Annotated in this window: 17 protein-coding genes; 8 read left to right on the top strand and 9 right to left on the bottom strand. The window is 72.9% G+C overall.

What is annotated here, in order from left to right:
- The first annotated feature begins 105 nt into the window (after positions 1–105).
- Positions 106–1,068, top strand: a complete 963-nt coding sequence (locus tag AB0Q99_RS07680) for a zinc-binding dehydrogenase (protein ID WP_363569400.1) — start codon at positions 106–108, stop codon at positions 1,066–1,068.
- 84 nt (positions 1,069–1,152) lie between these two features.
- Here the strand turns inward: AB0Q99_RS07680 and AB0Q99_RS07675 are convergent, their stop codons facing one another.
- The 6 genes from AB0Q99_RS07675 to AB0Q99_RS07650 all read right to left on the bottom strand — a co-directional run bounded on the left by AB0Q99_RS07675 (position 1,153) and on the right by AB0Q99_RS07650 (position 9,716).
- Positions 1,153–2,178, bottom strand: coding sequence for a PadR family transcriptional regulator (locus tag AB0Q99_RS07675; RefSeq protein WP_363569399.1), 1,026 nt, complete (start codon positions 2,176–2,178; stop codon positions 1,153–1,155).
- 1 nt (position 2,179) lies between these two features.
- Complete coding sequence (locus AB0Q99_RS07670; protein WP_363569398.1) at positions 2,180–3,082, bottom strand: DUF4097 family beta strand repeat-containing protein; 903 nt, start codon at positions 3,080–3,082, stop codon at positions 2,180–2,182.
- Between the two features lie 237 nt (positions 3,083–3,319).
- Positions 3,320–3,499, bottom strand: a complete 180-nt coding sequence (locus AB0Q99_RS07665; protein ID WP_363569397.1) for a DUF6104 family protein — start codon at positions 3,497–3,499, stop codon at positions 3,320–3,322.
- A gap of 219 nt (positions 3,500–3,718) precedes the next feature.
- On the bottom strand, positions 3,719–7,462 hold the full coding sequence (locus AB0Q99_RS07660) for a multifunctional oxoglutarate decarboxylase/oxoglutarate dehydrogenase thiamine pyrophosphate-binding subunit/dihydrolipoyllysine-residue succinyltransferase subunit (RefSeq protein ID WP_363569396.1): 3,744 nt from the start codon (positions 7,460–7,462) through the stop codon (positions 3,719–3,721).
- A gap of 233 nt (positions 7,463–7,695) precedes the next feature.
- Positions 7,696–8,883 (bottom strand): HAMP domain-containing sensor histidine kinase, encoded by a 1,188-nt coding sequence (locus AB0Q99_RS07655; protein ID WP_363569395.1) that lies wholly within the window; start codon positions 8,881–8,883, stop codon positions 7,696–7,698.
- Between the two features lie 95 nt (positions 8,884–8,978).
- Positions 8,979–9,716: a response regulator transcription factor gene (locus AB0Q99_RS07650; RefSeq protein ID WP_360253917.1), complete on the bottom strand. Its 738-nt coding sequence runs from the start codon at positions 9,714–9,716 to the stop codon at positions 8,979–8,981.
- A 561-nt stretch (positions 9,717–10,277) separates the two neighbouring features.
- On the opposite strand from AB0Q99_RS07650, the gene AB0Q99_RS07645 reads away from it, so the two are divergent.
- From AB0Q99_RS07645 to AB0Q99_RS07630, 4 genes are all read left to right on the top strand, one after another.
- Positions 10,278–11,057 (top strand): rhomboid-like protein, encoded by a 780-nt coding sequence (locus tag AB0Q99_RS07645; protein ID WP_363569394.1) that lies wholly within the window; start codon positions 10,278–10,280, stop codon positions 11,055–11,057.
- Between the two features lie 179 nt (positions 11,058–11,236).
- Positions 11,237–13,630 (top strand): endopeptidase La, encoded by a 2,394-nt coding sequence (lon, locus tag AB0Q99_RS07640; RefSeq protein WP_363569393.1) that lies wholly within the window; start codon positions 11,237–11,239, stop codon positions 13,628–13,630.
- Between the two features lie 48 nt (positions 13,631–13,678).
- On the top strand, positions 13,679–14,245 hold the full coding sequence (locus AB0Q99_RS07635) for a GtrA family protein (RefSeq protein WP_363569392.1): 567 nt from the start codon (positions 13,679–13,681) through the stop codon (positions 14,243–14,245).
- A 17-nt stretch (positions 14,246–14,262) separates the two neighbouring features.
- Positions 14,263–15,477 carry an ROK family transcriptional regulator gene (locus AB0Q99_RS07630; RefSeq protein WP_363569391.1) on the top strand — a complete coding sequence of 405 codons (1,215 nt, stop codon included), beginning with the start codon at positions 14,263–14,265 and terminating at the stop codon, positions 15,475–15,477.
- Positions 15,478–15,572: 95 nt separating this feature from the next.
- Here AB0Q99_RS07630 and AB0Q99_RS07625 read toward each other — a convergent pair whose 3' ends face one another.
- Positions 15,573–16,619: an ABC transporter permease gene (locus AB0Q99_RS07625; RefSeq protein ID WP_363569390.1), complete on the bottom strand. Its 1,047-nt coding sequence runs from the start codon at positions 16,617–16,619 to the stop codon at positions 15,573–15,575.
- Between the two features lie 126 nt (positions 16,620–16,745).
- On the opposite strand from AB0Q99_RS07625, the gene AB0Q99_RS07620 reads away from it, so the two are divergent.
- Positions 16,746–17,195: a MarR family transcriptional regulator gene (locus AB0Q99_RS07620; protein WP_363569389.1), complete on the top strand. Its 450-nt coding sequence runs from the start codon at positions 16,746–16,748 to the stop codon at positions 17,193–17,195.
- A gap of 189 nt (positions 17,196–17,384) precedes the next feature.
- Positions 17,385–18,938 carry an MDR family MFS transporter gene (locus AB0Q99_RS07615; RefSeq protein ID WP_363569388.1) on the top strand — a complete coding sequence of 518 codons (1,554 nt, stop codon included), beginning with the start codon at positions 17,385–17,387 and terminating at the stop codon, positions 18,936–18,938.
- A 117-nt stretch (positions 18,939–19,055) separates the two neighbouring features.
- On the opposite strand, the gene AB0Q99_RS07610 is transcribed toward AB0Q99_RS07615, so the two are convergent.
- Both AB0Q99_RS07610 and AB0Q99_RS07605 read right to left on the bottom strand, forming a co-directional pair.
- Positions 19,056–19,307 carry a hypothetical protein gene (locus AB0Q99_RS07610; protein WP_363569387.1) on the bottom strand — a complete coding sequence of 84 codons (252 nt, stop codon included), beginning with the start codon at positions 19,305–19,307 and terminating at the stop codon, positions 19,056–19,058.
- Between the two features lie 26 nt (positions 19,308–19,333).
- Positions 19,334–20,527 carry an inorganic phosphate transporter gene (locus tag AB0Q99_RS07605; RefSeq protein ID WP_363569386.1) on the bottom strand — a complete coding sequence of 398 codons (1,194 nt, stop codon included), beginning with the start codon at positions 20,525–20,527 and terminating at the stop codon, positions 19,334–19,336.
- A gap of 333 nt (positions 20,528–20,860) precedes the next feature.
- Between AB0Q99_RS07605 and AB0Q99_RS07600 the strand changes: the two genes are divergently transcribed.
- The gene (locus tag AB0Q99_RS07600; RefSeq protein ID WP_363569385.1) at positions 20,861–22,423 is read left to right on the top strand and encodes an NlpC/P60 family protein; all 1,563 of its coding nucleotides are present in this window, start codon (positions 20,861–20,863) and stop codon (positions 22,421–22,423) included.
- The last annotated feature ends 49 nt before the right edge of the window (positions 22,424–22,472 follow it).

Genomic DNA, 22,472 nt, shown 5'->3' with positions numbered 1-22,472 from the left:
GGTCCGACGATCCGGCCGGACCTCCGGCAAACGGCCCGAGGCCGGGACGCGCGTCACACCCACGCGTGGTTCCCGGCCTCGGCCGTCGCCGCTATCGTCCGGATCATGTTTGCTGCCTACGCCGCACGTATCGATGCCGACGACCCGCTCAGCGGACTGGAGTTGGGCGAACTCCCCGAGCCGCAGGCCCGCCCCGGGTGGAGCGTGGTCACGGTCAAGGCCGCCAGCCTCAACCACCACGACCTGTGGTCGCTGCGCGGGGTCGGCCTGCCGGCCGAGAAGCTGCCGATGATCCTCGGGTGCGACGCGGCGGGCGTCGACGAGAACGGCGACGAGGTGGTCATCCACTCGGTCATCGGCCAGACCGGCCACGGGGTGGGCCCGAAGGAGCCGCGCTCCATCCTGACCGAGCGCTACCAGGGCACCTTCGCCCAGCAGGTGGCGGTGCCCACCTGGAACCTGCTGCCCAAGCCCGCCGAGCTGAGCTTCGAGGAGGCCGCCTGCCTGCCCACCGCCTGGCTGACGGCCTACCGGATGCTGTTCACCAACGCCGGGGTCAAGCCGGGTGACACCGTCCTGGTGCAGGGGGCGGGCGGCGGCGTGTCGACCGCGCTGGTCGTCCTCGGCAAGGCGGCCGGCCTGCGGGTCTGGGTCACCGGCCGGGACGAGTCCAAGCGCCGCCGGGCGGTGGAGCTCGGCGCCGACGCGGCCTTCGAGAGCGGTGCCCGGCTGCCCGCGCGGGTGGACGCGGTGATGGAGACGGTCGGCGCCGCGACCTGGTCGCACTCGGTGAAGTCGCTGCGCCCGGGCGGCACCATCGTCATCTCGGGTGCCACCTCGGGCCCCAACCCGAGCGCCGCCGAACTGAACCGGATCTTCTTCCTGGAGCTCAGGGTGGTCGGCTCGACCATGGGCACCAAGGAGGAGCTGGCCGGGCTGCTCGCGCTCTGCGCCAACACCGGCGTCCGCCCGGTGATCGACTCGGTGCTGCCGCTGGGCGAGGCCCGGGACGGCTTCGCCCGGCTCGCCAAGGGCGAGGTCTTCGGCAAGATCGTCCTCAACCCCTGACGCGTGGGGGCCCGGTGCTCCGCGCGGGAGCACCGGGCCCGGATCCGCCGTGCCACGGCGGCCTGTCCCTCGGTCGTGCGTCCGTCAGCCGAGCAGCCGCTTCAGCCGCTCGCCCGCGGCGCCCAGCACCGTGCGGGCCTCGGCCAGCGCGTCCGCGCTCACCACGCCGTCCCGGGCCGCGTCGCGGACCTGGTCGCGGAAGCGGTCGAGCAGGCGCTCCAGCTCGCGGGCCGGGTCCCCGGCCGGGTCGGTGCGCGCCCAGGAGGGCAGGTCGGCCGGCCCGTCCTCGTCCAGGTCGATCCGGGTCACGGTGATCCGCTCGTCCGACGGCGCGGGCTCGTCCGACGGGTGGCCCCAGCGGGCCGCGTCGGCCAGGCCGGACAGGCCCTTGGTCAGCTCGGCCAGGCCCTCGGCCAGCCCGGTCGGCCAGTCGCCCTTCGCGGCGTGCTCGCGCACCTGCTGCTCGACCCGGCGCTTGATCCGCAGCGCCTCCTGCTGGGCGGCGGTGCGCGAGGCCTTGGCCTGTTCGCGCAGCCGGCGGGCCTCGTCCTCGGCGGCCTTCGCCTTGGCCTTGGCCGCCTTCTCCTGCTCCCGGGCGCGCTTGGCCTGCTCCTTGGCCTGCCGCTTGAACTGGTTGAACTCCTCCTTGGCGCGCTGCCAGGAGTCGTTGTCACCCCAGGGGCCGGCCCACGGGTCGCCCTCCTGCCCGGCGCGGCCCGGCCGGGGGGCCTGCTTGGCGGCCTTCCACAGCTCCTCGCGCAGGTCCTTGGCGCTGTCCCGGACGTCCTCGCGGATCGCCCCGGCGAGCTGTGCCACCGAGTCCCGGATCTCCAGCTCCAGCTCGTCCAACTCGCCCTGCCGGGCTTCCAGTTCGGCGCGACCGGCGTCGGTCAGCCGGTAGACCTTGCGGCCGCCCTCGGTGCTGTGGCTGACCAGGCCCTCCTGCTCCAGCTTGGCCAGTCGCGGGTAGACCGTCCCGGCCGAGGGGGCGTACAGGCCCTGGAACCGCTCCTCCAGCAGGCGGATCACCTCGTAGCCGTGCCGCGGGGCCTCGTCGAGCAGCTTCAGCAGGTAGAGCCGGAGCCGGCCGTGGCCGAACACGGGGGTCATCTCAGGCCTCCTTGGTGAGGTCGGGCTTGCCGGGAGCGGCCGGCAGCTCCTTGACCGGGCCCTCGTCCTCGGGCTCGGGGCGGCTCAGCACGGTGACCGCGCCGGAGACGGTGGTGACGTTGAGGCTGCCGCGGCCCTCGCCGAGCTGGCCGGACAGCTTCTTGGCGCCCCAGGTGCCGCTCAGCTTGAGCTGGTCGAAGCTGCTGGAGATGTCGCCGCTGGTGGATCCGGCCTCGACCCGGGCGTCGGTGCGGGACGGGATGCGGACCGCGACCGGGCCGCTGACGGTGGTGACCTTGACGTCGGCGTCGCCGTCGACGTCGAGGTCCAGGGTGACGGCACCGGTGACGGTGTTGGCCTGGACCCGGTCGGCGGTGCCGGCGACCACGGTGAGCTGCCCGGAGACGGTGTTGACCCGGAGCTGCCCGCCGACCGACTGGGCGTCCACGTCGCCGGTGACGCTGTTGGCGTCGGTGCGGCCGGTCAGCCCGACCAGGGTGGTGTCGCCGCTGGCGCTCTGCACCGAGACGTGTCCGGCGGTGCCGGAGACGGTGGCGTCCGCGGAGACGGTGCCGACCTTGACCTCGGCGTCGGCCGGGACGGTCACGGTGATGCCGGCGACCCGCTTGTGCTTGATCGAGGCGATGAAGCTCTTGACCGAGTTGATCGACTTGAGCGAGTCGCCGAAGTCGCCCCAGCTGTTGATGTCCTTGTAGGTGACCGTCAGGACGCCGTCCACCAGGGTCACGAGCAGCGGCTCGCCCCGGAGCTCGGTGACCTCCAGGCGGGTGGGGCCCTCGGCGGCCACCACGTTCACCGTGCCGTCGATGATCCGCACGTGCAGCGCGCGGACCGCCTCGTCGATGGTGATCCTCTCGGGCCCGTCGATCGTCCACTGGCTCATCTCTGCCGCCTCCCGTTCGTCGATCGCGATGTATCGCGTTCTCTGCTAAAGACGATATATCGCGTGCTGGGAGAGTCAAGCCTGCCGGACCCGGATCCCGACCCCGAGCGGACCCCGATCCGCCCCCGAGCCGTCCCCGAGCCGTCCCCGACCCGCCCCCCCCCGAGGCCCGTCCGCAGGTACGCGAGAGGCCCGGGAGGCGGTTGCCTCCCGGGCCTCTCGGCGGCCGTCACCCGGTCACTCGTCGTCCTCGTCGTCGAGCCGGGCCAGCCAGGTGGCCAGCCGCTCGACCGGGATCTCGAAGTCCGGGTTGAGGTCGACGAACTCGCGCAGGCGCTCGGCCAGCCAGTCGAGGGTGACCTCCTCCTCGCCGCGCCGGTTCGCCAGCTCCTCGATGCCTCGGTCGGTGAAGTACACGGTTCGCTCCGGTCCGGTGGGGATTGACCTGGTCAGGATAGACCGGCCGGGTCGGCCGTCGTGGCGTGGTCCGCCCGCCTCCCGCCGCCCCGCCTCCCGCCGCCCCGCCTCCCGTCGCCCGCCGCCTCCCGCCGCCTCCCGCGAACGACGCGGCCCCCGCCCTCCCGGGTGGGGGAGGACGGGGGCCGGTGAGCCCTCAGGCGCGGGAGCCGCGGGGCGTCAGAGCGAGTAGACCTCTTCGATCAGCGCCTGCTGCTCGGCGGCGTGCCGCTTGGCCGAGCCGACCGCCGGGGACGAGGCCGTCGTGCGGGCGACGCGGCGCAGGCGGGAGTCGCCGGCGCTGCGGCCGATGACGACCTGCAGGTGGTCGACCAGGTTCATCGCGATGAACGGCCAGGCACCCTGGTTGTCCGGCTCCTCCTGCGCCCAGACGAACTGGACGTTGTCGCCGTAGCGGGCCAGCTCCTCCTGGAGCTCGGCCACCGGCAGCGGGTAGAGCCGCTCGACCCGGACGATCGCGGTGTCGGTGACGCCGCGCTCGGTGCGGGCCGCCTCCAGGTCGTAGTAGAACTTGCCGGCGGTGATGACCACCTTGCGGACCTGCGCCGGGTCGACGGTGGTGTCGCCGATGACCGGGCGGAACGAGCCGGACAGGAACTCCTCGGTCGCACTCGCCGCGGCCTTCAGGCGCAGCATCGACTTCGGGGTGAAGACGACCAGCGGCTTGTGGTGCGGGTTGTGCGCCTGCCAGCGCAGCAGGTGGAAGTAGTTCGACGGCAGGGTCGGCATGGCGACCGTCATGTTGTTCTGCGCGCACAGCTGGAGGAAGCGCTCCGGGCGGGCGGACGAGTGGTCCGGGCCCTGGCCCTCGTAGCCGTGCGGCAGCAGCAGGGTGACGCCGGAGTGCTGGCCCCACTTCTGCTCGGCGGAGGCGATGTACTCGTCCACCATGGTCTGCGCGCCGTTGACGAAGTCGCCGAACTGCGCCTCCCACATGACCAGCGCGTTCGGGCGGGTCAGCGAGTAGCCGTACTCGAAGCCCATGGCCGCGTACTCCGACAGCAGGCTGTCGTAGACGGTGTAGCGGGCCTGGTCCTCGGTGAGGTACTGCAGCGGGGTGTAGTCCTCGCCGGTCTTGCGGTCGATCAGGACGGCGTGCCGCTGGCCGAAGGTGCCGCGGCGGCTGTCCTGGCCGGCCAGACGGACCGGGTGGCCCTCCATGAGCAGCGAGCCGATGGCGAGGGTCTCGCCCATCGCCCAGTCGATGGTGTTGTCCTCGACCGAGCCGGCCCGGCGCTGCAGCTGCGGCAGCAGGCGCGGGTGGACGGTCAGCCAGTCCGGGTGGTTCACCTGGGAGGCGGCGATCCGCTTGACCATCTCCTGGGAGATGCCGGTCTGGATGGAGACCGGGAAGTCGGCGACCGGCTTGCCCGCGGTGGCGCCGGCCGGCGCCTGGGCCGCGTCGCGGACCTCGGCGAAGACCTTCTCCAGCTGGCCCTGGAAGTCCTGGAGCGCCTGCTCCGCCTCTTCCATGGTGATGTCGCCGCGACCGATCAGGCCCTCGGTGTACAGCTTGCGCACCGAGCGCTTCTTGTCGATCAGGTCGTACATCAGCGGCTGGGTGAACGACGGGTTGTCGGCCTCGTTGTGACCGCGGCGGCGGTAGCAGATGAGGTCGATCACCACGTCCTTGTGGAACTCCTGGCGGAACTCGAAGGCGAGCCGCGCGACGCGGACCACGGCCTCCGGGTCGTCGCCGTTCACGTGGAAGATCGGGGCCTCGATCATGCGGGCCACGTCGGTGCAGTACATCGAGGAGCGCGAGGACGCCGGGGCGGCGGTGAAGCCGACCTGGTTGTTCACCACGACGTGCACGGTGCCGCCGGTGCGGTAGCCGCGCAGCTGCGACATGTTCAGGGTCTCCGCGACGACGCCCTGGCCGGCGAAGGCCGCGTCGCCGTGGATCTGGATCGGCAGCACCGGGAAGGTGGTGCCGCCCTGGTCCAGGATGTCCTGCTTGGCGCGGGCGATGCCCTCGACGACCGGGTCCACGGCCTCCAGGTGGGAGGGGTTCGCGGCGAGCGAGACCTTGATGGTCTCGCCGTCAAGGCCGGTGAAGGTGCCCTCGGCGCCCAGGTGGTACTTGACGTCGCCGGAGCCGTGCATCGACTTCGGGTCGAGGTTGCCCTCGAACTCGCCGAAGATCTTGCCGTACGGCTTGCCGACGATGTTGGCCAGCACGTTCAGGCGGCCGCGGTGGGCCATGCCGATGACGGCCTCGTCCAGGCGGTGCTCGGCGGCGGCGTCGATGGTCGCGTCCAGCAGCGCGATCAGCGACTCACCGCCCTCCAGCGAGAAGCGCTTCTGGCCGACGTACTTGGTCTGGAGGAAGGTCTCGAAGGCCTCGGCCGAGTTCAGCCGGCGCAGGATCCGCAGCTGCTCCTCGCGCTCCGGCTTCGAGTACGGCTTCTCCAGGCGCTCCTGCAGCCACTTGCGCTGCTTCGGGTCCTGGATGTGCATGTACTCGATGCCGACGGTGCGGCAGTAGGTGTTGCGCAGCAGGCCGAGGATGTCGCGGAGCTTCATCATCCGCTGGCCGCCGAAGCCGCCGACCGCGAACTCGCGCTCCAGGTCCCACAGGGTGAGGCCGTGGGTGGTGACGTCCAGGTCGGGGTGCTTGCGCTGCTTGTACTCCAGCGGGTCGGTGTCGGCCATCAGGTGGCCGCGGACCCGGTAGGAGTGGATCAGCTCCATGACGCGCGCGGTCTTGTTGACCTCGTCGTCGTGGGTGGTGGCGACGTCGGTGGCCCAGCGGACCGGCTCGTACGGGATCCGCAGCGACTCGAAGATCTCGTCGTAGAAGCCGTTCTCGCCGAGCAGCAGGCGGTGGATCTCGCGCAGGAACTCGCCGGACGCCGCGCCCTGGATGACGCGGTGGTCGTAGGTCGAGGTCAGCGTCATGATCTTGGAGACGCCCAGGCGGGACAGGGTCTCCGGGGCGGAGCCCTGGAACTCGGCCGGGTACTCCATGGCGCCGACGCCGACGATGGTGCCCTGGTTCTGCATCAGACGCGGCACGGAGTGCACGGTGCCGATGCCGCCGGGGTTGGTCAGCGAGACCGTGACGCCGGTGAAGTCGTCCATGGTCAGCTTGTTGGCGCGGGCCCGGCGGACGATGTCCTCGTAGGCCTGCCAGAAGCCGAAGAAGTCGAGCGTCTCGGCCTTCTTGATGGCCGCGACGACGAGCTGGCGGTCGCCGTTGGGCTTGACCAGGTCGATGGCCAGGCCGAGGTTGACGTGCTCCGGCTTGACCAGGAAGGTCTTGCCGTCCTCCACCTTGTAGCTGTGGTTCATGCCCGGGGCGGCCTTGATGGCCTGGACCAGGGCGTAACCGATCAGGTGGGTGAAGGAGACCTTGCCGCCGCGGGCGCGCTGCAGGTGGTTGTTGATGACGATGCGGTTGTCGATCAACAGCTTCGCCGGCACGGCGCGGACCGAGGTCGCGGTCGGCACCTCCAGCGAGGCGTCCATGTTGGTGGCGACGGCCTTCGCCGGGCCGCGCAGCTGGACCAGCTCGGGGCCGGCGGCGGCGGGTGCGGCCGGGGCCGGGGCGGCGGCCTTCGGAGCCGGGGGCGCGGCGGGCGCGGCGGCGAGCGGGGCGGCAGCCGGGGCCGGAGCGGCCGGGGCGGCCGGTGCGGCGGGGGCGGGCGCGGCCGGAGCAGCTGCGGCGGGCGCGGGGGCAGCGGCAGGGGTCGGCGCGGGGCCGGCCTGGGTCGCGGCCTGGGTCACTGGGGTCACCTCGGTACCGGGCTTGTAGTCGGCGAAAAAGTCCCACCAGGCTCGGTCGACCGAGTTCGGGTCCTGGAGGTACTGCTGGTAGATCTCGTCGACGAGCCACTCATTGGGGCCGAAGCCAGTGGAGCTTGCCGAGCTGTTGGGGGTTTCAGGGGACTGTGGCGACACGGCGGCAACCGCCCTCTTCCGCTTCCTTTTGGGATGTTTGGACAGCGGGGATTAAGGCTACGCCCCTGACCAGTGATCGCGCAGTCCCCGGGGGCCAGGCGTCGTCCAGATCACAGTCCTGACCTGCAGTTTGGCTGAAAAAGTGCGTTAGAAAGCCGCATCTGAGGGGAACCGATCGGCGCCGAACAAGGTCAATAGCCGGAGGAAACCGGACAAACCCCTGCGGAAATCCTCTAACGATCTTCGTATGCGTCTGTGTCGGACCTGTGACAAATGTCCCGGCCGTCGTCCTGGCGCCGCCCCGGCAGCCGGACCTCGATCCGGCAGCCGCGCGGCGACTCGGCCACCGCGATCCGTCCGCCGTGCAGGTCCACCGCCCAGCGGGCGATGGCCAGGCCCAGGCCGGTGCCGCCGTCCGCGCCCGGCCCGGCGGCGGTCGCGGTGCCGCTGCGGCTGAACCGCTCGAAGACCCGGCCGCGGTCGGCCGGGGGGATGCCCGGGCCCTCGTCCTGGACCTCCAGCAGCAGGCCGCCGGCGCTGCCGTCGGGCCGGGCGCGCACCGTCACGGTGCCGCCGGGCGGGGAGTGCTTGCAGGCGTTGTCGACCAGGTTGGCGACCACCTGGTGGAGGCGCTCCGGGTCCGCCACGCCGGTCAGGCCGGCCGGACTGACCTCCAGGGCCAGCCGGACGTCCCCCCGCCGGGAGAAGGCCCCGCCGGCCGTCGCGCCGTCCACGGTGACCCCGCGCAGCACGCCGTCCAGGAACTCGCGCACCTCGAAGGGGCGGGCGTCCAGGTCGACCACGCCGTCGTCGATCTTGGAGAGGTCGAGCAGGTGGGTGACCAGGCGGCCGAGCCGCTCGGTCTGCTCCAGGGCCGCCCCCAGGGTCGCCGGGTTGGGCTGGACGACGCCGTCGACCACGTTCTCCAGGACGGCGCGCAGTGCGGCGATCGGCGTGCGCAGCTCGTGCGAGACGTTGGCGACCAGCTCGCGGCGGTGCTGGTCGGCGGCCTCCAGGTCGGCGGCCATGGCGTTGAAGGCGGCCGCCAGTTCGCCGATCTCGTCGCGGGAGCTCACCTCGACCCGGCGGCTGTAGTCGCCGGAGGCCATCGCGCGGGCGGCGGCCGTCATCTCGCGCAGGGGGGCGGTCAGCCCGTGCGCGAGGAACTGCATGAAGAGCAGCGAGGCGATCATGGAGAAGACCATGATGATCCGGATCTGGGTCTCGGACCGGATCGCCACGACCACCATCCCGGTGGCCAGGAACACGGAGACGATCACCAGCAGGGCGAGTTTGCCCTTGATCGAGCGGACCGGGTCGAGCGGCCGGATGTCGGTCCAGACCCGGTGGGCGGCGCGGGCGGCCAGTGTCTGCGGCCGCGCGCCGTCGGATTCCCCGTTGCGTTGCTGTGGAAAGGTCATTGATCCCTGTGGTCCCGCGTGTGTCCCCCGCGTGGTGGCACGGCGTCGTTCGGGACACGGGCCCCCCGGAGGCCCGTCGCCCGAGAGGTCCGCCGTCAGGACAGCGGGGCCTCCAGTGCGTACCCGACACCGTGCACGGTGCGGATCCAGCTGGCGCCGATCTTCCGGCGCAGCGCCTTGACGTGGCTGTCCACGGTGCGCGTGCCGGAGGCGTCGGTCCAGTCCCAGACCTCGGCCAGCAGCTGCTCGCGGGTGAGCACCGCGCGCGGCTGGGCGGCCAGGCAGGCGAGCAGGTCGAACTCGGTCGGCGTCAGGTGGACGTCGCCCGAGGACAGCCGGACCCGGCGCTGCACGTGGTCGATCTCCAGTTCGCCGAAGCGCAGGCTGCCGAGCGCGGGCGTCCGGGCGGCCTGCTGGGCGCGCTCGACGCGGCGCAGCAGCACGTTGACCCGGGCGGCCAGTTCGCGCATCGAGAACGGCTTGGTCATGTAGTCGTCCGCGCCCACGCCGAGGCCGACCAGCAGGTCCGTCTCGTCGTCGCGCGCGGTCAGCATCAGGACCGGGACCGGGCGTTGGGCCTGGATCCGGCGGCACACCTCCAGGCCGTCGAAGCCGGGCAGCATGATGTCGAGGACGACGAGGTCGGGCTGCCAGGTGTGGAAGCCGTCGACCGCGCCGGGGCCGTCGTGGGCCACGGCGACCTTGAAGCCCTCCGCGCCCAGTCGGGCCGCGATCGACTCGGCGATCGTCGGCTCGTCCTCCACCACCAGCACTCTGCGTTGGCTGCTCACCGCGCCGCCGGTGTTGTGGTTCTCCTGCTGAATTTCTGTCACGGTCACGCCACCGCCCCCAGGGCTGCGGGCCGGCCACCTGTGGGGATGGCGGGGCTCCGCTCGTAGTCTTGTTCCGTCGTGGACTGTGCCGGGTCCGCCGTCCCGTCGTGCGATCGGGAGGCGAGGACGGATTCGTCGGCCGCCCACTTCTCCCGCGCACTTCGCAGCGTACGGACAGCGGATGCTTTCCGGCAGGTGGACCGGACGTTTCCGGCCCTCGGGCCGGCTGTTCGGGCCGCCCGCGGACCCACTGCGCGAGTGGGCACGGGCCGATACCTTACCCGGCGATTTTTCACCGCGTAACGGTGCGTATGCAGTGGAGTTGACGTCAAGTCGCCGGTCAGAGGGCCTACTGACGCGTCAATCGAAAGAAGGTCTGGACCAATATCGGGAATTCGGCGGTCCGCCGCGTCGGCGGTCCTCACCGGCTTTTCCCAGCTGCCTCTCAGAACCTCGACGTACCGTGGCCACGACAACACCCGACCGGGCCGAACCCGCGGTGCGCGCCGGTGCGTTCGCACCGGGCGGGAGCCGTCGGCCGCGGCGTGGAGCGGAGGCGGCATGGCGGGACTGCGGCGGGTCGTCGACGGGCGGGCGCCCGCGGGAGCGCCGTACGGGATGCTCCGCCACGGGCTGCGCACCGGCGTCACGCGATGGCTGCTGGACCGGGTGCCGACGCCCCGGCGCAACCCCTTCACGCTCGGGTACCTCGCCGTGGTGGGCGCCACCACGACCTTCGCGCGGTTCGCCGATCCCGGGCTCGTGCAGCGGCTGCAGGAGGCCTCCAGCTCGGACGGGCACAACCTGCTGCAGCACCCGCTGCGGGCCCTGGTCCTGAGTGGATGCTGGGTGGCCGGCGAAGTCTGGATGCCCTACCTGTGGGGATTCGCGTTCACCCTCGCACCGCTGGAGCGCAAGGTCGGCCCGGCCAGGGCGGCGGTGGTCTTCGCGATCGGCCACGTCGCGGCCACGCTGCTCTCCCAGGGTGTGGTGATCACCGCGGTGGAGACCGGGCGGCTGGCGCCCGAGATGATGGACCACCTGGACATCGGCGTCAGCTACGGCGTGCTCGCCTGTCTGGGGGCGCTGGCCGGGCTGCTCTCCTGGCGCGGGCGGCTGCTCGCGCTGGGCGGGGCCGGGCTGATGATCGCCGAGCAGATCGCTTCCGACAAGGACGTGGTCACCGCGGTCGGGCACCCGGCGGCGGTGCTCGCCGGGGTGGCGCTGTGGCGCTGGCTGCGCCGGGCCGAGCGGCGCCCGCCCCGGCCGCGTCCGGCGGTGGCGGCGGTCGGCGGTGCCGCACCGGCGCGCGGCGGGGCGCGCGTGTGGACCGCGCGCTGACGATCCTCCCCGGCGCGCCCGCTGCTCCGCCGGCGTGCTTTTGACGGCCCGGCCGCGACCCGGCCGCCGGGCTTCCCCGCCCGGATCGTGTTCGCTCACGGCGAACCGAGTGCCGGGAACATCCGACGTCCGCCGAGCCTTAGTCAGGTCGACTCAACTTCACTGACCGGGGAGAGATCATGGCATCGACGTCCACACCGCTCACCCTGCCCGTACTGCCGCTCGACGACGAGGTCGTCCTGCCGGGCATGGTCGTCCCGCTGGACCTCAAGGACACCGAGGTGCGCGCCGCGGTCGAGGCCGCCCGCGCCGCGGCCGCCGGCGGCGGCAAGCCGCAGGTCCTGCTGGTTCCGCGGGTGGACGGCTCGTACGCGGCGGCCGGCACGCTGGCCGCCGTGGAGCAGGTCGGCCGGCTGGCCGACGGGGAGCCGGCCGCGCTGGTGCGCGCCGTGCGCCGGGTCCGGATCGGCGTCGGCACCACCGGCCCGGGCGCCGCCCTCTGGGTGGAGACCACGCCGTTCCGGGAGTCCTCGGTCGGCACCCCGGTGGCCGGCCGGGCCGCCGAGCTGGTCAAGGAGTACAAGGCGCTGTCCACCCAGTGGCTGCGCCGGCGCGGCGCCTGGCAGATCGTGGACCGGGTCGCCCAGATCGAGGGCGTCGGCGAGCTCGCCGACAACATCGGCTACGCGCCCTTCGTCACCGCCGAGCAGAAGCTCAAGGTGCTGCTGGAGGCCGACCAGGTCGCCCGTCTGGAGTACGCGCTGACCCTGCTGCGCGACCACCTCGCCGAGGAGGAGGTCAACGACACCATCCGCAAGGACGTCGAGGAGGGCGTGGCCAAGCAGCAGAAGGAGTTCCTGCTCCGCCGCCAGCTGGAGGCCGTCCGCAAGGAGCTGGCCGAGCTGAACGGGGACGCGGTCGACGAGGAGGGCGACTACCGCGCCCGGGTCGAGGCCGCCGACCTGCCGGCGGGCGTCCGCGAGGCCGCCCTCAAGGAGGTCGACAAGCTGGAGCGCAGTTCCGACCAGTCGCCCGAGGGCTCGTGGATCCGCACCTGGCTGGACACCGTCCTGGAGCTCCCCTGGAACGAGCGCACCGAGGACGCCTACGACATCGCCGGCGCCCGCGCGGTGCTGGACGGCGACCACGCCGGCCTGGCCGACGTGAAGGAGCGCATCGTCGAGTACCTCGCCGTCCGCAAGCGCCGGGCCGACCAGGGGCTCGGCCTGGTCGGCGGCCGCCGGGGCGGCGCGGTGCTGGCCCTGGTCGGCCCGCCCGGCGTCGGCAAGACCTCGCTCGGCGAGTCGGTGGCCCGCGCCATGGGCCGGAAGTTCGTCCGGGTCGCGCTCGGCGGCGTCCGGGACGAGGCCGAGATCCGCGGCCACCGGCGCACCTACGTCGGCGCGCTGCCCGGCCGGCTCGTGCGGGCGATCAAGGAGGCCGGCTCGATGAACCCGGTCGTCCTGCTCGACGAGATCGACAAGGTCGGCTCCGACTACCGGGGAGACCCGGCCGCCGCCCTGCTGGAGGTGCTGGACCCGGCCCAGAACCACACCTTCCGGGACCACTACCTGGAGGTCGAGCTCGACCTCTCCGACGTCGTCTTCCTGGCCACCGCCAACGTGCTGGAGGCCATCCCCGAGCCGCTGCTCGACCGGATGGAGCTGGTCCGGCTGGACGGCTACACCGAGGACGAGAAGGTCGTCATCGCCCGCGACCACCTGCTCCCGCGCCAGCGCGAGAAGGCCGGCCTCGGGGGTGAGCAGGTCAGTGTGGACGAGGCCGCGCTGCGCCGGCTCGCCGGCGAGTACACCCGCGAGGCGGGCGTCCGCAACCTGGAGCGCTCGATCGCCCGGGTGCTGCGCAAGGTCGCCGCCCAGGCCGAGCTGGGCGAGCGCGAGCTGCCCGCCGCGATCGGCCCGGAGGACCTGCGCGCCCTGATCGGCCGTCCGCACCACGTGCCGGAGTCCGCCCAGGAGCCGGCCGAGCGCCGCACCGCCGTCCCCGGCGTGGCCACCGGCCTCGCGGTGACCGGCGCCGGCGGCGACGTCCTCTACATCGAGGCCTCGCTCGCCGACGCCGAGACCGGCGGCACCGGGCTGACCCTCACCGGGCAGCTGGGCGACGTGATGAAGGAGTCCGCGCACATCGCGCTCTCCTTCCTGCGCTCGCGCGGCGCCGAGCTGGAGCTGCCGGTCACCTCGCTGCGCGACCGCGGCGTGCACCTGCACGTCCCGGCCGGGGCCGTCCCCAAGGACGGGCCGAGCGCCGGCATCACCATGACCACGGCGCTGGCCTCGCTGCTCTCCGGCCGCAAGGTGCGCACCGACGTGGCGATGACCGGCGAGGTGTCGCTGACCGGGCGGGTGCTGCCGATCGGCGGGGTGAAGCAGAAGCTGCTCGCCGCCGACCGGGCCGGCGTCACCACGGTGATCATCCCCAAGCGCAACGAGGCCGACCTGGACGACGTCCCGGCCGAGGTGCTGGAGCGGCTCACCGTCCACCCGGTGGGGGACGTCCGGGAGGTGCTGACGCTGGCGCTGGAGCCGGCCGAGGTGCTGGTCGCCGCCTGATCAGCGGTCCGAGGGGCCGACGGCATCCCCGCGTGCGAGACTGCGGAGATGCCGTCCCCCACGCAGCGCGCCCTGGCCCGGGTGCCGGACCGGCTGCGCCCCTTCCTGGTGCGCCACCGCCGGCTGGTGAAGTTCCTGATGGTCGGGGGCACCTGCTTCGTGCTCACCACGGTGGTCAACCTCGAACTCAAGTTCACCGTGCTGCAGGACAAGCCGGTGGTCGCGCTGACCGTCGCGACCGTGATCGCCACCGTCGTCTCGTACGTGCTGAACCGTCGCTGGGCCTTCCGGGCCGGCGGCCGACAGCGTGAGGTCCTGCTGTTCGTCCTGGTGAGCGTGGTGGCGATCGGCGTCAACGACGTACCGCTGGCGATCTCCCGGTACCTCCTGGACCTGCGCGAGCCGTTCGTCAGTCCCTTCGTCCAGGAGGTCGCGGACTTCCTCAGCGGGATGGTGGTCGGCACCTTCGTGGCGATGCTGTTCCGCTTCTGGGCGATGCAGCGGTGGGTCTTCACCCGGCTCGCCGACCGGCCCGCGGCCGCACCCGTCCTGGTGCGGACGGGGACCCCGGAACCCGGCTACGCTGCACCCGATATGCCACGGGATGTGCCGTAAGGGGCGAGGTGAGCCTGATGCACGAGCCGGACGGTGTCCGGAGCGGGCCCGCCAGCCAGCAGGGCATGCGCCGGGCCAACCTGGCCCTGGTGCTCACGGTGATCGCGAGCGGCCCGCGCTCGCGCGCCGAGGTCGCCGCCGAGACCGGGCTGACCAGGGCCGCGGTCTCCTCGCTCGCCGAACAGCTGATCGCCGGCGGCCTGGTGGTCGAGGAGGGCCCCGCCGCGCCCAGCGGCAAGGTCGGCCGCCCCGGCACCGCGCTCGGACTCAACCCGCTCGGGCCCGGCGGCCTCGGCGCCGAGATCGGCGTCCGGCACCTGGGCGCCTGCGTGGTCGACCTGCGCGGGGAGGTCCGCGCCTGGCGGCGCCAGGAGATCTCCAACCGCGGCCGGGAGCCCGCCGCCGTCATGGCCGACCTGGCCCGGCTGCTGCGCGCGGCCGTCGCCGAGGCGGGCCTGCGCCCGGCCGGACTCACCCTGGCCGTGCCCGGGCTGGTCGGCGACTCCGGCGCGGTGCTGCAACGGGCCGCCAACCTCGGCTGGCAGGACGTCCCGCTGGCCGCCGAACTGCGCGCGGCGCTGCGGCCGGCCGCGGACGGCCTGGCCGAGCTCCCGGTCGAGGCCGACAACGAGGCCAACCTCGGCGGACTGGCCGAGCGCTGGCTGGGCGACGGGGCGGAGGACTTCCTGTACGTCTCCGCCGAGGCCGGGGTCGGCGCGGCGATCGTGGTCGGCGGGCGCCTGCTGCGCGGAGCCCGCGGCCACGCGGGCGAGTTCGGCCACGTGCCGGTCCACCCCGACGGGCCCCGCTGCGCCTGCGGGGCGCGCGGCTGCCTGGAGCAGTACGCGGGCGAGGCGGCGGTGCTGCGGGCGGCCGGCCTGACCGGCGTCCGGGGCGACTGGGTGGCGCTGCTCGCCGACCGCGCCGGGGCCGGGCAGGAGCGGGCCCGGGCGGCGCTGGCCGGAGCCGGGTCGGCACTCGGCATCGCGGCCGCCGGCGCGGTCAACCTGCTGGACCCTGCCGAGGTGGTGCTGGGCGGCGGCTACGCCCGGCTGGCGCCCTGGCTGCTCCCCGCCATGCGCGGCGAGCTGGCCGCCCGGGTCACCGTCCGGCCGTGGGCCGAGGACCGGCTGACCGTCTCCCGGCTGGGCCGCCGCGGCCCGCTGCTGGGCGCGGCGGTGCGCGTCGTCCGGGCCATCGTCGCCGACCCGGGGTTGCTCGCCGGGGGCTGACCCCCGGTGCGGAACCCCGGCCCGGAACGGCCCGGGCCCCCGACCGTGGGGCCGGGGGCCCGGGTACGGCGGGGGCTCGGGTGCGACGGGGAGGATCAGACCTCGACGGCGGTGGGCTCGGGCTCGCGCTCCTCGGCGCGGGGGTTGCGCAGCACGGCCAGGAAGGCGACGCCGATGCCGACCAGCGCCCAGATCACCAGGACCAGGAGCGGCATCCCCAGGTTGGTCGAGCCGAAGTAGGCGATCGACTTGGTGGCGGCGGTGCCCGCGCCGTTCGGGATCACCGAGCCGATGGCCCGCCAGAACGGCGGCATCATCGGCGCCGGGTAGACCCCGCCCGCGCTCGGGTTGCCCAGGACGACGAAGACCAGCACCGCGATGCCGATGCCGATGATCCCGAACAGGCACTGCAGCGCCATGGTGAACGCGCCGACCGAGAAGACCACCAGGGCACCGACGGCGGACAGGGCGAGGATCGAGCCGGGCAGCGCGTCCAGGACCGGCCCGGCGATGATCGTGCCGCCGACGCCGGCCGCGACCGAGTAGAGCGCCAGGACGCCCAGGCGGATCAGCAGGCGGTGGGCGTTGGCCGGCTTGGAGCCGGCGCTGATGCCGAGGATCGAGGCGACCAGGTAGCCGCCGACGCACCAGCCGATCACCAGGTAGAAGGAGGAGAGGCCGTTGGTGTCGCCCTTGGCGAGCGGCACGACGTCCTGGACCTTGACCGTCCGGCCCTGGGACTGGTCGATCGCGGTGGTGACGGTCTCGGCGGCCTTGGCGGCGGACGGGCCGCGGGCGCCGCCGACCAGCAGGGTGTCCTCGGTGCCGGTCGGGTTCATGACCCAGGCGGCGTAGATCTTCTGGTCCTTGATCTGCGCGGTCGCGGTCTCGGCGTCCGGCGCGGTGACGGCCTTGACGGCGTGGTTCGGGACCGCCTCCAGCGCGCCGATCAGCTTGGGGGCGACCTGCGGCGGGGCGACCACCGCGATGGAGAGGTTGTGCGGGGCGGGCTTGTGCAGCGCCCCGATGTAGGAGGTGATGAAGCCGAGCTGGAGGAGCAGCACTCCGATCACGAGCAGTGCCGCGCGCGGGGTCACCGCGCTCTTCAGTTCGGCGACGAAACCCTGCCCAGGGGCTGCCATCCACATCTCCTTGCGTATCGGGGGAAAACGGTCCTTCCGGAACCGATACTTCATACCATGAAGTAGTTGGGTTGTCGTACCTCCCGCGCTGGGTCCGGGCCGGTGTCGCTGCGCGATACTGACGCGGTGAGCGACGAGGAAGCCCTGGTGGCGGTGGAGCGCGAGGTCGCGCTGATGTTCCGGCGGGGCCGGGCCAGAGTGGCGGAACTCTCACGCCGGGTGCACCCCGGACTGGAGGGCATGGCGTACAGCATGCTCGGCTACATCGAGCAGGCCGGGCGGGTCCGGGTGACCGACGTCGGCGTGCACTTCGCGGTGGGCAAGGCGACGGTGAGCCGGCAGATCCGGGCGCTGGAGGAGCTCGGCCTGGTGGCCCGGGAGACCGACCCGCTGGACCGCCGGGCCGCGCTGGTGTCGCTGACCGAGGACGGGCGGCGGCGCTACCTGTCCGCCCGGGACGTCCGGATGCGGCGGGTGCGCGAGGTGATGGGCGGCTGGTCGCCGGACGACGTGGTCCGCTTCGCGGAGCTGCTGCACCGCTTCAACGACGTCCTCGGGGAGCCGACGGCCGAGTGACCGGGTGACCGGGGAGTCCCGGTGGGGTCGCCGGGGCCCGTGGTGCGGCGCGCCGCCCCGGCTCGTCGCCCGGCTCTTTACCCGGCCTTGAAGAAAGTTGCCTAATTCAACCATCTCGCCTTATGGTTGCCTAAGGCAACGAACTTTCATGATGCGCGTACCCCGCCACGCCTGCGCCGAAGGACCCAGATGACCGTGACCACCGAGGCCGCGAGCGGCAGCGCCGCCGCCGTCGACAACCAACGGATGACCCACCGGCAGGTGATGGAGGCGCTCTCCGGCCTGCTGCTCGGCCTCTTCGTGGCCGTGCTCTCCTCGACCGTCGTCTCCAACGCCCTGCCGCACATCCTGGCCGACCTGCACGGCGGCCAGTCCGCCTACACCTGGGTGATCACCGCGGCCCTGCTCACCCTCACCGCCTCCACCCCGATCTGGGGCAAGCTCTCCGACCTCGCCAGCAAGAAGCTGCTGCTGCAGATCGCGCTGCTGATCTACATCGCGACCTCCGCGCTGGCCGGGCTCTCGCAGAACACCGGTGAGCTGATCGCCTGCCGCGCGCTGCAGGGCATCGGCGCCGGCGGTGTGGTCGCGCTCGGCCAGATCTGCCTGGCCGCGATGGTGCCGCCGCGCGAGCGCGGCCGGTACAGCGGCTACTTCGGCGCGGTCTTCGCGCTCGCCACCATCGGCGGCCCGCTGATCGGCGGCGTCATCGTGGACACCTCCTGGCTGGGCTGGCGCTGGTGCTTCTACGTCGGCATCCCGTTCGCCCTGCTCGCGATCGCGGTGGTCCAGCGGACCCTCGAACTGCCGGTGGTGAAGCGCGAGGCGAAGATCGACTACCTGGGCGCGCTGGTCATCACCGCCTCGGTCAGCCTGCTGATGATCTGGATCACGCTGGCCGGCAAGAACTACGCCTGGCTGTCCTGGCAGACCGCGGCCATGGTCGGCGGCGGACTGCTGCTGGGCGCGCTGGCCGTCGTGGTCGAGCGCCGCGCCGCCGAGCCGATCATCCCGCCGGACCTCTTCAAGCACCGCACCGTCACCCTGGCCGCCCTCGCCAGCGTGCTGGTCGGCGTCGGGATGTACGGCGCGACCACCTTCCTCAGCCAGTACTTCCAGCTGGCCCGGGCCGAGTCCCCGACCACGGCCGGTCTGATGACCCTGCCGATGATCCTCGGCCTGGCGGTCTCCTCCGCGGTGGCCGGCCGGCTGATCACCAAGTACGGCAAGTGGAAGGCCTACCTGGTCGCCGGCACCGCGCTGCTCGCGGTCGGCTTCGGCCTGCTCGGCACCGCCCGGGCCGAGACCGACTACGGGCTGCTCTCGGTCTACATGGCGATCACCGGCATCGGCCTCGGCCTGACCAGCCAGAACCTGGTGCTCGCGGTGCAGAACACGGTGCCGCGGCACGAGCTCGGCGCGGCCAGCTCGGTGGTCACCTTCTTCCGCACCATGGGCGGTGCGATGGGCGTCTCCGCGCTCGGCGCGCTGATGACCGACAAGGTCGGCCGCTACCTGGCGGAGAACCTGGCCGCCGCGCACGTCCCGGCCGGGCCCGCGGCGGCCGGTGGCGGCATCCCGGACCTGCACAAGCTGCCGGCCCCGATCGTCCCGCTGGTGACCGACGCCTTCGGCCGCGGCGTCGGCACGGTCTTCCTGTGGGCCACGCCCTTCGCGGGGCTGGCCTTCGTCACGGTGCTGTTCATCCGGGAGACGGTGCTGAGGACCACCCAGGAGAGCTGACGGCCGCCCGGGAGGACCGGCGGGCCGGGGACACGTGAAGGAGCCGGGATACGCGAACGGGCCGGGGAGTGCGCAGGCACTCCCCGGCCCGTTGCGTCGGGCTCCGCCCGGCCGCGGTCAGTGGCCGGCGATCAGCGTCAGTCCGTAGCCGACGGCCGCGGCGCAGACCGCGAAGCAGGCGTACGCGCCGGCCAGGGCCAGCGTGCCGCCGCCCGCGGCCGGGGTGTTCCCGCCCTCGCGGGCGGCGCTCAGCGAGGCCTCGCGGCGGGACAGGGCCAGGATGCCCAGGGCGAAGACGGCGACCACGGCGACGGTGATGCCGAAACTGAAACCGGCGGTCTGGGCCAGGGCGGTCCACTTGATGTGCATGGTGAGTGCTCCTCAGCCGGCGGTGCTCAGGCCGCGACCGTGGTCGAGGCGGGGGTGGGGGCGTTCGCGGCGGCGGTCGGTGCGACCTCGACCTCGACCGTGGTGACGTCACCGATGTTGACGTCGTTGACGTTGTCCGCGCCGACCGGCTGACGGCGGGAGAGCAGCCACATCGCGCCCGAACCGGCCACCAGCGCGGCGCCGACCAGGGCGACGCCCCAGCTGCCCTGCTCGGCCAGCAGCGCCGCGGCGCCGGAGACCAGGGCGGCGGCCGGGAGGGTCAGGCCCCAGGTGTAGACCATGCGGCGGACCAGGCTCCAGCGCAGCTCGCCCTTGGGGCCGCCGAGGCCCGCGCCCATGATGCCGCCGGAGCAGACCTGGGTGGTGGAGAGGCCGAAGCCCATGTGCGAGGAGGTCAGGATGACGGTCGCGGCGGCCGACTCGGAGGCGAAGCCCTGCGGCGGCCGGATGTCGGCCAGGCCCTTGCCCATCGAGCGGATGATCCGCCAGCCGCCCATGTAGGTGCCGAGCGCGATCGCGGCACCCGCGGAGACGATCACCCAGGTGGGGGGCAGCGCGCCGTGCGGCAGGGCGCCGACCGAGACCAGGGTCAGGGTGATGATGCCCATCGTCTTCTGGGCGTCGTTGGTGCCGTGCGCGAGCGAGATCAGCGAGGACGAGAAGACCTGGCCGGTCTTGAAGCCCTTCTCGGTGGCCGCGGCGTTGCCCTTGCGGGTGATCGCGTAGGCCAGCTTGGTGGCCCCCCAGGAGGCCAGGCCGGCGACGAACGGCGAGGCGACCGCCGGGATGATGATCTTGGTGACCACGGTGTCGAAGTTGACGCCGTTCATGCCGACGCCGACGATCGTGGCGCCGATCAGGCCGCCGTACAGCGCGTGCGAGGAGCTGGACGGCAGGCCGCGCAGCCAGGTCAGCAGGTTCCAGAGGATCGCTCCGGCCAGTGCGGCGAAGATGATCTGGGGGTGGACCCCGGCCTTCTCGTTGACGATGCCGCCGGAGATGGTGGTGGCGACCTTCACGGACAGGAACGCGCCCGCGAAGTTGAGGACGGCCGCGATGGTGACCGCGACCTTCGGACGAAGGGCCCCGGTCGCGATCGCGGTGGCGGCCGCGTTGGCGGTGTCGTGGAACCCGTTGGTGAAGTCGAAGGCCAGCGCCGTGATGATCACAACGGCTACCAGGAACGAGATGTGTTCCATACCCAAACAATCGTCGTAGTTGTCGCACGGACGTTGATGACGTCGCGACCGTAGGTCGGCTTGGTAAACGGAAGGTGAACTGAGCCGGGAATCGTGGTTCCGTTGGTTGACTGATGGTAACCGGGAGCTTTCGCCAGGGTGTCCCGGGCCGTGCTGGGCTGGACATCGGCGAAGTACGCCCGGGTTCGACCGGGTTTGCTGAGAGCTGTCTCACACTTCAATCGAGAATTAACCTCCCAGTCCGCGTGCGCCCTGTTTCCGGCGAGTAACCCATGGGAGGATCTGCGGGATCCGGGAGGCCGGGACAGGGCGCGGGGCGGGGAGGACCAACCCATGGGCGGGGCTGCACAACGTACGGAGACGGCAGGCGTACGCCCCTGGGTACGGGCGGCGCTGCGCTGCGGAGCCGTCCTCGCGGCCGCCGCACTCGCGCTGCCGGCCGCCGCCGGAGCCGCCTGGGCCGCCCCCGACCCGGGCGTCGGCGCCGTCGTCACCGGCACCGACCCGCTCGCCGCCGCCAAAGCCACCCTCGGCCCGCTGCTGGACCAGCTGCACACGCTCTACCAGAGCGCCGAGGCCGCCACCGAGCAGTACAACGGCACGGTCGCCAAGGTGGCCGAGCAGCAGGCCGCGCTCACCGACCTCCAGGACCGGCAGGACCGCCAGCAGAAGGAGGTCGACGCCGGCACCGACATCGCCTCGCAGCTCGCCGCCGCGCAGTACCGCAACGGCGCCGCCTCCGCGTACGCCGATCTGCTGCTCTCCAAGGACCCGTACGAGGCCGTCACCATCGCCGAGCTCCTCGCCACGGCCAGCCGCTCCCAGTCGGAGTTCCTGGACCGGCTGAAGAGCGACCGGAACGCGCTCGACGACCTGAAGAGGCAGACCGAGGAGGCGCTGAAGGCCTCCCAGGGCCTGGTCGCCCAGCAGGAGGCCGCGAAGGCCAAGGTGGCCGCCGACCTCGCCTCGGTCGAGCAGGTCGTCTCCTCGCTGACGGGCGCCCAGCGGACCGAGCTGGAGGAGCTGGAGAAGGCCAAGGCCGACGAGGCGCAGCTCGCCTTCCTCGCCTCCGGGGCGCTCGGCAAGGGCGAGCGCACCCCCTCGCAGCAGGGGCGCGGGGCGGTGGCCTTCGCGCTGGCGCAGGTCGGCAAGCCCTACCTGTGGGGCGGTACCGGACCGGAGGCCTACGACTGCTCCGGCCTCACCTCGCAGGCCTGGCTGCACGCCGGGAATCCGATCCCGCGCACCAGCCAGGAGCAGTGGGCGCAGCTGCCGCACGTGGCGCTCAACCAGCTCCGGCCCGGTGACCTGGTGATCTACTTCCAGGACGCCTCGCACGTCGGGATGTACGTCGGCGGCGGGCTGATCGTGCAGGCGCCGCGGCCGGGCGCGTTCATCAAGGTGTCGCCGATCGGCTCGATGCCGATCCTCGGAGCCGTCCGGCCCGACCCGTCCGGCGCGGCCGACGACGCGGGCGGCGCCTGGAAGGTGCCCGACCTGCCGGCCGGCTGGAACACCGTGACCCCGATCGCGCCGAGCCCCACCAAGCCGACGCCGCCGACCGCTCCGCCCACGACGCCGCCGACCTCCCCCGGCCAGCCCACCGGCACACCGACCACCCCCGGCGGGACCGGCACCCCGGCCGACCCGGGCACCCCGACCGACCCGGGCACGCCGCCGGGCACCGGTGTGCCGGCTCCGACGCAGACCCCGACCGGCACGCCGACCACCCCGAGCACGCCGACCGGCACTCCCGGCACGCCCACCCCGACCGGGACGGGGACGCCGGCCGGCACCCCGAGCGGGACCGGCTCCGCCACCGCCTCCGGCTCGGCCACCGCGTCCGCCACGGGCAGCGCCACGGCGACCCGGCCGCTGGGGACGCCCACGCACTGACCGGCCCGTCCGAAACGCGAAGGCCGCCCCACGTCACCGGACGGGGGCG

The sequence above is a fragment of the Kitasatospora sp. NPDC086791 genome (assembly GCF_040685975.1).
GTDB lineage: Bacteria > Actinomycetota > Actinomycetes > Streptomycetales > Streptomycetaceae > Kitasatospora.
The sequence above is the reverse complement of the archived record's forward strand: the minus strand, read 5'-3'. Positions and strand labels throughout refer to the sequence as shown.

Coding starts and splice junctions, on each gene's coding strand:
- AB0Q99_RS07680 (WP_363569400.1), top strand. CDS start 106: ATGTTTGCTGCCTACGCCGCACGTATCGATGCCGACGACCCGCTCAGC.
- AB0Q99_RS07675 (WP_363569399.1), bottom strand. CDS start 2,178: ATGACCCCCGTGTTCGGCCACGGCCGGCTCCGGCTCTACCTGCTGAAG.
- AB0Q99_RS07670 (WP_363569398.1), bottom strand. CDS start 3,082: ATGAGCCAGTGGACGATCGACGGGCCCGAGAGGATCACCATCGACGAG.
- AB0Q99_RS07655 (WP_363569395.1), bottom strand. CDS start 8,883: ATGACCTTTCCACAGCAACGCAACGGGGAATCCGACGGCGCGCGGCCG.
- AB0Q99_RS07645 (WP_363569394.1), top strand. CDS start 10,278: ATGGCGGGACTGCGGCGGGTCGTCGACGGGCGGGCGCCCGCGGGAGCG.
- lon (WP_363569393.1), top strand. CDS start 11,237: ATGGCATCGACGTCCACACCGCTCACCCTGCCCGTACTGCCGCTCGAC.
- AB0Q99_RS07635 (WP_363569392.1), top strand. CDS start 13,679: ATGCCGTCCCCCACGCAGCGCGCCCTGGCCCGGGTGCCGGACCGGCTG.
- AB0Q99_RS07630 (WP_363569391.1), top strand. CDS start 14,263: ATGCACGAGCCGGACGGTGTCCGGAGCGGGCCCGCCAGCCAGCAGGGC.
- AB0Q99_RS07625 (WP_363569390.1), bottom strand. CDS start 16,619: ATGGCAGCCCCTGGGCAGGGTTTCGTCGCCGAACTGAAGAGCGCGGTG.
- AB0Q99_RS07615 (WP_363569388.1), top strand. CDS start 17,385: ATGACCGTGACCACCGAGGCCGCGAGCGGCAGCGCCGCCGCCGTCGAC.
- AB0Q99_RS07610 (WP_363569387.1), bottom strand. CDS start 19,307: ATGCACATCAAGTGGACCGCCCTGGCCCAGACCGCCGGTTTCAGTTTC.
- AB0Q99_RS07605 (WP_363569386.1), bottom strand. CDS start 20,527: ATGGAACACATCTCGTTCCTGGTAGCCGTTGTGATCATCACGGCGCTG.
- AB0Q99_RS07600 (WP_363569385.1), top strand. CDS start 20,861: ATGGGCGGGGCTGCACAACGTACGGAGACGGCAGGCGTACGCCCCTGG.